Source organism: Listeria grandensis FSL F6-0971 (assembly GCF_000525835.1).
Taxonomy (GTDB): Bacteria; Bacillota; Bacilli; order Lactobacillales; family Listeriaceae; genus Listeria_A; species Listeria_A grandensis.
The window spans coordinates 1-10,591 of sequence record NZ_AODD01000033.1; the positions used below are offsets into that span (position 1 = coordinate 1).

At 41.0% G+C, this 10,591-nt stretch carries 11 protein-coding genes; all 11 read right to left on the reverse strand.

Annotation, left to right across the window (positions count from 1 at the left end; all coding sequences use genetic code 11):
• The coding region (locus PGRAN_RS14120; RefSeq protein WP_051998672.1) for a glycosyltransferase at nucleotides 1-814 on the reverse strand (814 nt) is incomplete at its 3' end.
• A complete protein-coding gene (locus PGRAN_RS14125) occupies nucleotides 807-2,129 on the reverse strand; it encodes a UDP-glucose dehydrogenase family protein (protein WP_036068087.1) in 1,323 nt (440 codons plus the stop codon). The genes PGRAN_RS14125 and PGRAN_RS14120, both read right to left, overlap by 8 nt.
• Before the next feature lie 17 nt (nucleotides 2,130-2,146).
• Nucleotides 2,147-3,064 carry a glycosyltransferase family 2 protein gene (locus PGRAN_RS14130; RefSeq protein WP_036068071.1) on the reverse strand — a complete coding sequence of 306 codons (918 nt, stop codon included), beginning with the start codon at nucleotides 3,062-3,064 and terminating at the stop codon, nucleotides 2,147-2,149.
• Entirely contained in the window at nucleotides 3,061-3,756 is a 696-nt protein-coding gene (locus PGRAN_RS14135; protein WP_036068074.1) for a CpsD/CapB family tyrosine-protein kinase, read from the reverse strand. The genes PGRAN_RS14130 and PGRAN_RS14135 overlap by 4 nt, the downstream gene beginning before the upstream one ends.
• Nucleotides 3,753-4,475, reverse strand: coding sequence for a YveK family protein (locus tag PGRAN_RS14140; protein WP_036068076.1), 723 nt, complete (start codon nucleotides 4,473-4,475; stop codon nucleotides 3,753-3,755). The genes PGRAN_RS14135 and PGRAN_RS14140 overlap by 4 nt, the downstream gene beginning before the upstream one ends.
• Before the next feature lie 13 nt (nucleotides 4,476-4,488).
• Nucleotides 4,489-5,709 (reverse strand): hypothetical protein, encoded by a 1,221-nt coding sequence (locus PGRAN_RS14145; RefSeq protein ID WP_036068078.1) that lies wholly within the window; start codon nucleotides 5,707-5,709, stop codon nucleotides 4,489-4,491.
• A 3-nt stretch (nucleotides 5,710-5,712) separates the two neighbouring features.
• On the reverse strand, nucleotides 5,713-6,753 hold the full coding sequence (locus tag PGRAN_RS14150) for a glycosyltransferase family 4 protein (protein WP_036068079.1): 1,041 nt from the start codon (nucleotides 6,751-6,753) through the stop codon (nucleotides 5,713-5,715).
• A gap of 3 nt (nucleotides 6,754-6,756) precedes the next feature.
• A complete protein-coding gene (locus PGRAN_RS14155) occupies nucleotides 6,757-7,506 on the reverse strand; it encodes a WecB/TagA/CpsF family glycosyltransferase (RefSeq protein WP_036068081.1) in 750 nt (249 codons plus the stop codon).
• Nucleotides 7,507-8,106 carry a sugar transferase gene (locus tag PGRAN_RS14160; RefSeq protein WP_077914712.1) on the reverse strand — a complete coding sequence of 200 codons (600 nt, stop codon included), beginning with the start codon at nucleotides 8,104-8,106 and terminating at the stop codon, nucleotides 7,507-7,509.
• A 136-nt stretch (nucleotides 8,107-8,242) separates the two neighbouring features.
• Nucleotides 8,243-8,596, reverse strand: a complete 354-nt coding sequence (locus PGRAN_RS14165) for a DUF4352 domain-containing protein (RefSeq protein ID WP_036068082.1) — start codon at nucleotides 8,594-8,596, stop codon at nucleotides 8,243-8,245.
• A 273-nt stretch (nucleotides 8,597-8,869) separates the two neighbouring features.
• A partial coding sequence (locus PGRAN_RS16865; protein ID WP_036068084.1) for a toxin Cry1Ac domain D-VI-related protein occupies nucleotides 8,870-10,591 on the reverse strand: 1,722 nt, incomplete at its 5' end.

The window sequence follows — 10,591 nt, forward strand, 5'->3', positions numbered from 1 at the left end:
TATCATAATGGAGGCTATCTACGTATAATACATTTCGGCGCTGACGCAAAAATCGCTTTGCTTCTTTCGTTACTTCTTTCCTCTGCATTTCTTGATGTAATAATTGAATGACGCGGCGCTTGGAATCATACGAAACACGACTACCATAGATATTATTTTGCATAATCGAGCCTTTACGATACCTTCTTTTGAAAAACGTTTCTCCAACGTACATCACTCTTTCTGCTTTCGTAAATAACTGCGGTGTGAAAATTTCATCTTCATGCAAAATACCCTCTACAAATTGCAAGTTATGCTGAAAAACAAGCGCTGCTCGGATGAAGCACAGCCAAACTGGCGAATTATAACGAAAACGCTGTACGTCAAGCCATTTTTGTTGTGTATACAGTTTCTTTTCTTTTAGAAAAGCACGAGAGTCATATGGATTAGTTGTGACCACACCATCCTCCGTGAATGGCTCTGCATCAAATTTGATAACGTCTAATGTCTGTTGTTCCGCGAGTGTGAAACATCTTTCCAACATATTTTTTTGTACATAGTCATCGGAGTCTAGAAAATAAAGATACTTACCACTAGCGCTTTTCAACCCTGTATTACGTGCCGCAGATAGCCCTTGGTTCCTCTGAGAGATAATGCTTAATTGTGGTAACTTCGCTTGATACGCTTCTAAAATGGCTAAACTTCCATCACTGCTACCGTCATTCACCGCGATCACTTCAAAGTCTTGGTAGGTTTGCGCTATCAAGCTCTCTAAGCATTCCGCCAAATACGGCGCTACATTGTACACTGGCAAAATAACCGAAACATTACACACAGACGAAACCTCCTACTTTTTTTCTACCAATCGAGTAATACTGTATGTTGGCCTGACTCGCTTTCTCTAATGAAAAACAATTTCTGCCGTCATACACGCGCGGTTCACGCATCACCTTAAACATCTGCAAATCCAGTTCTTTAAACACGGCCCATTCTGTAAAGATGAAACACGCATCGGCGTCCTGCAATGTTGCCGCAATCGAGCACTCGTAAGTCACTTGATCTTTGAAAACTTTCTCCAAATTCGGCATGCCCACAGGATCATACACATGAACTTCGGCGCCTTCATTCAACAATAACCGGATGTTTGGAATCGATGGTGCTTCTCGTAAATCATCCGTTCCCGGTTTGAAAGTAGCTCCTAAAACAGCGATTTTCTTACCAGCAAAATGGCTCATATCCTTACGCGCGGCTTGCACTAGCTTAAATCGTTGTTTCTCATTCACATCAATCGCAGCTCGAACCGTTTTCAATGCGTAGCCTTCTTCCTCCGCCAACCAATGCAATGCCTTCGTGTCTTTCGGGAAACACGAGCCACCATAACCAATTCCTGGCGATAAAAACTGACGACCAATCCGCGAATCCATGCCCATTCCTTGCGTCACTTCTTCAATATCCGCGCCAACCACTTCGCACAAATTCGCAATATCATTCACAAACGAAATCTTCAATGCTAAAAAGTCATTCGACGCATACTTCACCATTTCCGCACTACGACGATTCATCGTAAGCATCGGTTGCCCAAAAGGCGCATACATTTCTTGCAAAATTGCCGCCGCTTCCGCAGTTTCCGTACCAATCACAATACGCTCCGCCTGAAGCGTATCCCGAAGCGCTGTTCCTTGTGATAAAAACTCTGGATTGGACGCGACTTCTATAAAACCTCGGCGTTTTGCACCAAGTAAACTTTCAAAATAACGTGCTAGTTTATCATTTGTCCCAATTGGAACGGTTGATTTTACGACGACCAATTTTGGTGTCTCAATGACGTCCGCGATTTGTTCACAAACGGTATATAATGCTTGTAAATTCGCTGAACCATCAGCATTTTCTGGTGTTGCTACGCCGATAATGATAACGTCTGCGTGGCGGTACGCTTCTTTGTGATTCATGGTAAATTCGATATTTCCTATTTCTGCTGCTTTGCTGATTTCTGCCTCTAATCCCGGCTCATAAATCGGTGATTGTCCGCGTTTTAACATCTCTATTTTTGCGGCATCTTTGTCGACACCGACGACCGTGTGACCGATCATTGCTAGACAAGTTCCTGTGACCAAACCAACATATCCTGTACCCGCTACTGCTACTCTCATTCTCATCATCCTCACTTCTATTTCAAATAGGCTCTCATCCAATTAATCATCAACATGTACACATAACTGCCAACATACTTCCCGTTCCACTTCACTTGAAAAAAGCGCTGCATTATCTCTTTATGTCGCTGCCATTTCGTCATCGACTGGTCTGTCGCAATCCCGCGGTTCACAATCGATAATAAAAAGGAATCTCGTGCAGCGCGGCTTACTGTTATTTCTTCCATCCATCGTTCTGAAAAACGCCATACATTGTGTTGCCCGACGCGTCCTGATACGACAACATGTTGATGGTAAATCGCCTCAGCTTGTTCTAGCTGCTTAATCGCAACTCCCGCCGATTCCATTCGTACTAACAAATCCCAATCTTGATGTTTTTTCAACCCATTCGTAAACGGTATTTCAAGCATTAACTTCCGTGGAATGAGTAATGTCGATGTTTGGATAAACCCCATTGTCTTACGTCCTTTACGGCAAAATAAGTATTCGCCTACCGAACATTGTGCTTCTTTCCAAGTCACATCTGGCAACATGTAGCGCTGTTCTGGTTTCCCAGGATCGTACGTTTCTACCGACGTAAAAGCAAGATGTCGCGCATCCGCATCGCCTCCCAGCAAAGCCACCTGTTTCTCTAACTTCCTTGGCAAAAATTCATCATCATCATCTAAAAAGGCAATCCAGGTCCCAGCCGCCATCTCGACGCCCAAGTTTCGCGCAGCACTTCCACCAATACCATCCGTTTGAGCGACTTTCATGTCAACTCGCGACGCTGCGTATCCCGCTAAAAATTGTGCTGTCACGTCATCCTCGCCATCAATCACGATACAGATTTCAATGTTTTCATACGTTTGCGCAATCACACTCTCTATCGCACGCACCAACATATCCGTTCGATTTCGCGTTGGAATCACCACACTAATTAATTCCTGCATCATTCGCGCTCCTGATAATAATAGTAGTCTTGCTTTTGTTGCTGATTATTAAAAATCGCGCCTAGAAATAATTTTGAACTCTGCTCTAAACGTTCACTAGCTTTGCGCGCTCGGTCGGTCACCGTATAATCATTACGAATAATCAAAACCGAAGTATCCGTCATCCCAGCCAATATTTGTGCATCCGCAACAGCCAAAATCGGCGGCGTATCCACGATAATATGGTCAAATTCGGCGTCTAATTCGGCAAGCACTTCTTTCAACCGATCCGATGCCAAAATCGCCGCCGGATTTACCGGAATAATGCCAGCCTGCAAAATAAACAAATTCGGCGTCGCACTTTCAAAAATCGCACCTTCTATCGTCGACTCTTTTTTAACAAGTCCCATTAAGCCAAGTGACACACCGTTGCGAAAATATTTATGAATCGTTGGCTTGCGTAAATCGCCATCTATCAACAATGTTTTCTTGCCTTTTTGTGCGAAAGCGATGGCTAGATTACTCGAAATAATCGATTTTCCTGAACTCGGATCGGCCGATGTAATTAAAATTGATTTTAGTTTGTCATCAATGCTCATTAGTTCAATGTTTTCTACAATCATTCGAAATTGCTCCGATAATGGGGACAATGGCTTGTTTTGCACGATTAGTTTGTGGTCATCTCGTTGGGTTTCTCTTGCTTTGCGTCGTTTCATTTTTTCTTCCGCCTCCGTATCAACCCATCCGTACCACTTGTTGTTTCATTCGTTGTAATATTTCCAATGGTTCCGATGACTGGAATCTGTAGTCGTGCGATAATTTCTTCTTCTTTCTTAAAGCGCTCATCGAAAAGCCGTCTTGCAAAAGCGATGACAACCCCAACAACTAGGCCGGCAAACGCGCCTGCCAATAAACCGATTTTGATGTTCGGACTTGTTTTTTGTGCGGTGTAAGGATTGGCAAGCAATTCCACATTCGATACTTTCATCATACCTGGTGTTTCTTTCAAAAAGCTTTTTGTCACGATTTTGGCTTCTTCAATGGCTTTTTCAGGTTTTTCATCCACAACATGAATATTGATGACTTGCGAATTCTGAATACTGTCCACTGATACTTTGCTTGCCAATGTTTCCACACTCATCCGAGGATCGATTTCTTCCGCCGCCGATTTTAAAATGCGCGGACTTTTGATCACAACGCTATACGTGTTCACCATCTGAATGTTCGCTTGAATTTCAGAATTTTGGACCGCCGAGTTTTGATCTTGCGCGTTTTGCGTGATGAGTACTTGCGAGACTGCCTCATATTTTGGCGCTACAAAAACATTTAAATAACCGAATGCAGCTGCAGCACAAAATAACATCGAGGCCATAATAATCCAGATATTTTTTCGTAAAACTTCCATGATTTCTTTTAACGAAATGGTTTCTTCCATAGTGTATCCTTTCTTAAATCTGGCTTTGTTTCTCTCCAAATGCTGTTCCAATAAGGAAAAAGGTGAGAATGCCAAGACTTGTTGTTATATAAAGTTCTGTAAAGAGCGAGGTTACGGCATAAAGGAACAGCACCAGCGTGAATGCTTGAATGCGACCCGATCGGCGGTTAATCATGAGCAGAAAAACGACCAGGATCGCGGCGAAACATGCCGTTCCGATATAGCCAAACTGTGCAATAAACATCGCAATAAAACTATCATTCAAATACTGCGGGTTATCTCGTGTAAACCCGTAATAATCATAAAACCGTAACATGTCGTAAAGCGACGAATAATTTTTGACGGAACTTCCTGAACCAAATGAGGCAAATCCAGCTCCAAATGGCGCGTACATGTCGGCAATCTTAAAGGATGCTTGGTATAGTAAACTACGCGCTGAGGTTGTTGATGATAACAGGCGCGTGTCAATGACTTCCCAGAAACTAACAATCAAAGTCACTACTGGTAAAATAAGATAACTAATCTTAAAGCTCTTCTTTTTAGCGTAATGTTGGAATAGTAGCATGAAAAAATAAATCGCAATGAAGATAAGTCCTTTATTACGAGCCGCGAAAAAAATCAATAGGCTTCCCATCATCAGAAAAGGTATATTGTAACGTACATTTTTTAAACCGAGGAATAACATGCAGAAAAATACTGTGGCACTTAAATAAGTGGCATGTGGAAAGATAAGATATTGTGTTGTGATACCATATCTAATTTCTGTAGAAGGCCATATTGGATACACTAAGTTGATGAGGAGCAAGATGAATAAAATTCCGATCACCCATTTTCCGTAAAGGACTAGACGATCAATTTGTGAAGAGAAGAAACTTGATCGAAAGGCGAGGCGACCGAAGAAGTACGCGACAAAACATTTCGAAATGCTCCAAACATCAAGTAAGATAAACTGCATGCCGTGGATGCCGGATACCATATTCCCCAAAATACCTAAGCATATAATGATGAGTAGTAGTGCAACAATAAAATACTCTTGTCCCATCAATGCTTTTGGCTGCTTGAGTTGGAAAAGTATAATCCCAATCAAACAAAGAAAAGTAATCAGATTATCCATATTTAATGCCGCAAGAACAGGGATATTTTCAACTACTGGTGAGAACAATACAAGTGTTATAATTGTAAAAAATAGAAAGCTAGCTGATTTATAATTGCTTTGTTTCTGAATTTTTTCCATTGGCTACGTATCCCATTCTGCATAGATTTGATTCCATTTTTCAATATAAGCTGGCATCGAAAAGTGATTTTTTATTTTTTCTGCTGCAGCTTCACCCATTTGATTTCTTTTGTCTTCCTGTTCGATTAAGGTATTCAGCGCATACCACAAATGTTCTTGATTTCCAGCTTCAATCAGCAAACCATCTTTACGGTCTGTTATCACATTTGGAATACCGCCAACATAGGTACTGATATTTGGAATGCCGCGCGCCATTGTTTCTAGAATCGCCATTGGCAAACCTTCTTGGTAGGATGGTAATAGATGAATCATCGTTTTTTGCATGGCCAGTTCTTTTTGTTCTGCTGTAATCCAACCGCCGAGATGTACATTTTGTAGCTGCTTTCTGATGATAATATCTTGGACTTGCTTGATATCTCCGTCACCGTATAAGTGAATTTGAACTTCTGGATGACTCACTTGCAATAATTCAGCGACACCTAGAATATCGTAAGTGCCTTTTCGTGTGCCTAATTGGCCGAAACAGCTGATTTGTGTTCGCTTTGTATTTTCAGAATGTGGCGCAGGAACTGGAACGGCGTTATTGACAATGTCCATGGAAATATCATACGTTGCGAAATAGGTTTGTACGTCTTCGTTTAATACAATAACCTTATCTGCTTTTCGCAATGTTTGTAGTATGTGTCGCTGCATTCTTGGTGTACTTTCTTGATGATACTGGTCAAAATGGGAACCGTGAATGTGAATGAGCACTTTCTTACCACTTCGTTTCACTAGTCGAGTGGCCATCGCTTTTCGAAAATAGCTACCATCTTGCGCCATGTGAACGTGGACCGCATCGATTTTTTGCTTTTTGATTTGAATGGGTAGCATCGCCAGTCCATATATGGAATGAAGGGCTCGCTTGAGTAAACTACCTTCTTTCCAACTCTCTAGATAAACGATCGTATTGGTAGAGGACTTGAAATGACTTTTAAAATTGGCAATAACAGTTGCGATTCCGCCTTTTGTTTCGTGGTCAGGTCCAAACATCAAAATACGCATTTTTTAAACATCTCTTTTCTGAACCATTTTTTCTTGTAATACGTGACCTAGGAAAATAGTATTCCCGACAAGATATCGCTTGGCTAGTCGTTTCGGTTCTTGAATCATTCTATAAAACCATTCTAAGCTGCATTTTTGCATCCATTTCGGCGCTCGTTTTATTTCACCCGCGATGACATCAAAGCTACCGCCAACACCGATAGAAACTGGAACGTTCATCTCTATCATATGGTTATCTATAAAAAACTCTTTTTGAGGACTTGGCAATGCGATGAAAAGTAGGTCGGCTTGACTTTTTCGTATACTAGCAACCACATCGTCTTCTTCCTCTTGATGAAAGAAACCGTGGTGGTAGCCGGCGATTGTTAATGTTGGATAATCTTGTTTGACGCGACAAATGAGCTTCTCTAAAATCGGTTCGCTCGTTCCTAAGAAGTAGACGCGATAGCCTTTTGTTGCGGCCAGCTCTAGCATTCGAATCATAATATCAATACCCGCGACGCGTTCTAGTTGTGCTCGGTTGCATAATTTAGCGGCTAAGACAACGGACATGCCATCTGGATTAATTAGCGATGCATCGTTGATAATTTGTTTGAACCGAGGGGTTTTTTTCATGAGATTGATTTTATCTGCGTTAATACCCGTATGGTGTATCGGTTTCTGTAACCGAATGTGCATTTCGATTTGTTCGATTGTTTCATTAAATGTAAATGTATCAAGATTAGCTTCTAAAAATTGAATGCGTTGCGCCATTTAGACGCCACTTCCTTTCCCTGTCAGTTCTTTCCCTGTCTTCATTAAAATAATGAAATTAAGCTTCATAGAACGGTTACGAATGTACTTTAAGTCTAATTCCACCATCTCTTGAAAGCTCAGTTTGTTGCGGCCACTCACTTGCCATAAGCCGGTACATCCTGGTTTTACTATTAAACGCATTTTGTCATAAATTGTATATTCGGCAACTTCTTCTGGTAACGGCGGGCGTGGACCAACTACACTCATGCGCCCTTGTAAAACATTGAGTAGTTGTGGAAATTCATCTAAACTTGTCTTTCGTAATAACTTCCCAATTCTTGTGACTCGTGGGTCATCTTTCATTTTGAACATCAGGCCTTCTACTTCATTTTGTGCTAGCAAATCAGCTTTACGCTTTTCTGCACCCACCACCATCGAACGGAATTTATACATGGGAAATACTTTACCGTCTTGCCCGACTCGATTTTGTTTGAAGAAGATAGGTGCTTTTAAATCTGTACACTTAATAACAATCATGATTAGAAGAAGCACTGGTGCACTGATGATTAATGCGAGCATTGCAACTGTGATATCAAGTATGCGATAAGGCCACTCCATTTGTTGCACTTTCTTTATTTCTTGCGATGAATAAAACAATCGTTGTTCCTCCTTCCTTGTTACTCAGGAAATACTAGCAACCATTCAGCAGCAGGTTCTTGGCCTAGTGACACCGCGTAGTTCATCCAACCTTTTGTCAAGCTTGCTGGAAGATGTTTCCTTTGACTGTATCCCCAGGTGTTACTTCCTGGCCTATGCTATCTGACTTCATACCGTACATTTCATATGCGTGCCCATCATCGTCTTTTAGCTGAAAATTACCAGCGCCGATGCCCACTGCTTTTTTCGTGTTGTTTTTTACTTTGACCTGCACTTGTAAAATGGCTTTGCGATCCGATACTGCTTTTTCTCGGGTTACTTTCGTTGGGGTTATGGTGATTGCTTTTGTTCCTAGCGCTTTGTTTAAATCGGAATTTGTGTTGTTCCCACATCCTGTTAGTGATACTGCAACGAGTAGTGTTGCGAATAGTGTTAGAAATATTTTCTTCATATGGTTTACCTGCCTCTTCTATATAGAGTAAATGCTACAAAGTGAATTATTTGGGAGGTTTCCCTCTTGAGCAATGACTAGTATATCGCCATTTCATTTTTCGTATTAATGACTATATTTTTTGTAAAATGAACATACCTTCTGTTATTTTTGATGAAAATATATCTCATGCCATATATTTTATAGATGGCTGATTAGCTTTTTCTTTATAAAAGGAGACTATCGTAAATAATCCAATTTACTACGATAGCCCCCTCATTTAATTTGGTGTTATTATTCTGTGATGGTTACGTCTTTTTGTGATAGTAGTTTACCCGAGGAATCATAACCATAGACAACAACTGTATCTGCTGCTGTGATTTTCTTGTCTAATACGTAGAACTTGTATGAACCGTCACTTGATGAAACCGTCCCACCATAGTATTTTTTCCCATTGATGGAGATAGCAATTTGTTTGACATCGCCGGAAAACGTTCCTTTAATGTTGCTTGTACCAACTTTAAAATTCGCTGTGTTTACTTCGCCTACTGCTGCAGGTTGTACTTTTACTGGTCTAGAAGCTAGTAGGTTGTTGTTGGCATCGTAGAAGTTCATCGTTACTACTGCTGTTGCTGATTTGATTTTGTCTGCTGCGAAATATTTCACGGTACCATTGGCAACGTCTCCACCCCAATATTTTACGCCATCGACCACAAGGCCTATTTTGGTGATTTTTGGGTTGTTATACGTGGCGTTGATGTAGTTAGCGCCTACTTTGTAGTCGGCTACAGTTACTTTTAGTGGCTCCACAACAGTGATAGTCACTGATTTTTTGATTTGTTTCGTCTTATCATAGAAGTTCATTGTGACAACATCGCCAGCTTTTAGTTTTTTATCTGACACGTAGAAGCGATATGTGCCATTACTTGCGTAAATATCGCCACCATAGTAACGTTTACCGTTCACGTCTAAGCTTAGAGCAGTCACTGGGCCTGTGAATGTGCCCGTGATATACATATCACCTGTTGTATATTTCGCTGCTGTCGCTGTGATCGATGCACTCACATTTAGTTGTGATTGGGCTTTATTGATTTCTTTTTGTAGCTCTGCTTTGACTGTTGCGTCTGTTACTTTGTTGACAAGTGCTTGAGCGGCATTGATATCACCTTGGGTATTCGTAGCTTTGATGTCTTTGCTTGGGTCATTGTTTACGAACAACCCATCAACGGCTGTTTTTGCGGCTTTTTCTGCAGTTTTTGCATTTAGTAACTGTTGTGCTTTTTCAATTTCATCTAGAAGTTCCCTCTTCTTATCCGCATCGGATACTTTATTCGCCAACACTTTCGCTTGATTAATGTCCGTTGCAGTAATTCCTTCCGCTAACGTGGTGTGCGCATTGTCACCAAACAATTTATTAGCTGCTTCATTTGCTGCTTTTAGATTGTTAGCTTCCACTACTTTTGCATCTAACAACTTTTGTGCTTTTTCAATCTCATCTAGAAGTTCCCTCTTCTTACCTGTACTGCGCACTTTATTCGCCAACACTTTCGCTTGATTAATGTCCGTTGTAGTAATTCCTTCCGCTAACATGGTGTGCGCATTGTCACCAAACAATTTCTTAACTGCTTCATTTGCATTTAACAAATTTTGTGCATTTTCAATCTCATCTAGAAGGTCCCACTTCTTACCTGCATTGCTCACTTTATTCGCCAACACTTTCGCTTGATTAATGTCTGTTGCAGTAATTCCTTCCGCTAACATGGTGTGCGCATTGTCACCAAACAATTTCTTAACTGCTTCATTTGCTGCTTTTAGATTGTTAGCTTCCACTGCATCTAACAACTTTTGTGCTTTTTCAATCTCATCCAGAAGTTCCTTCTTCTTACCTGCATTACTCACTTTATTCGCCAACGCTTTGGCTTGATTAATGTCTGTTGCAGTAATCCCTTCCCCTAGCTTGGTGTGCCCACTGTCACCAAACAATTTATTAACTGCTTCGTTTGCTGCTTTTAGATT

Excerpts from the sequence above, each read along its gene's own strand:
- PGRAN_RS14140 (WP_036068076.1), bottom strand. The coding sequence starts at position 4,475 with ATGGAAGAAACCATTTCGTTAAAAGAAATCATGGAAGTTTTACGAAAA.
- PGRAN_RS14150 (WP_036068079.1), bottom strand. The coding sequence starts at position 6,753 with ATGCGTATTTTGATGTTTGGACCTGACCACGAAACAAAAGGCGGAATC.
- PGRAN_RS14130 (WP_036068071.1), bottom strand. The coding sequence starts at position 3,064 with ATGATGCAGGAATTAATTAGTGTGGTGATTCCAACGCGAAATCGAACG.
- PGRAN_RS14155 (WP_036068081.1), bottom strand. The coding sequence starts at position 7,506 with ATGGCGCAACGCATTCAATTTTTAGAAGCTAATCTTGATACATTTACA.
- PGRAN_RS14125 (WP_036068087.1), bottom strand. The coding sequence starts at position 2,129 with ATGAGAGTAGCAGTAGCGGGTACAGGATATGTTGGTTTGGTCACAGGA.
- PGRAN_RS14145 (WP_036068078.1), bottom strand. The coding sequence starts at position 5,709 with ATGGAAAAAATTCAGAAACAAAGCAATTATAAATCAGCTAGCTTTCTA.
- PGRAN_RS14160 (WP_077914712.1), bottom strand. The coding sequence starts at position 8,106 with ATGGAGTGGCCTTATCGCATACTTGATATCACAGTTGCAATGCTCGCA.
- PGRAN_RS14135 (WP_036068074.1), bottom strand. The coding sequence starts at position 3,756 with ATGAAACGACGCAAAGCAAGAGAAACCCAACGAGATGACCACAAACTA.
- PGRAN_RS14165 (WP_036068082.1), bottom strand. The coding sequence starts at position 8,596 with ATGAAGAAAATATTTCTAACACTATTCGCAACACTACTCGTTGCAGTA.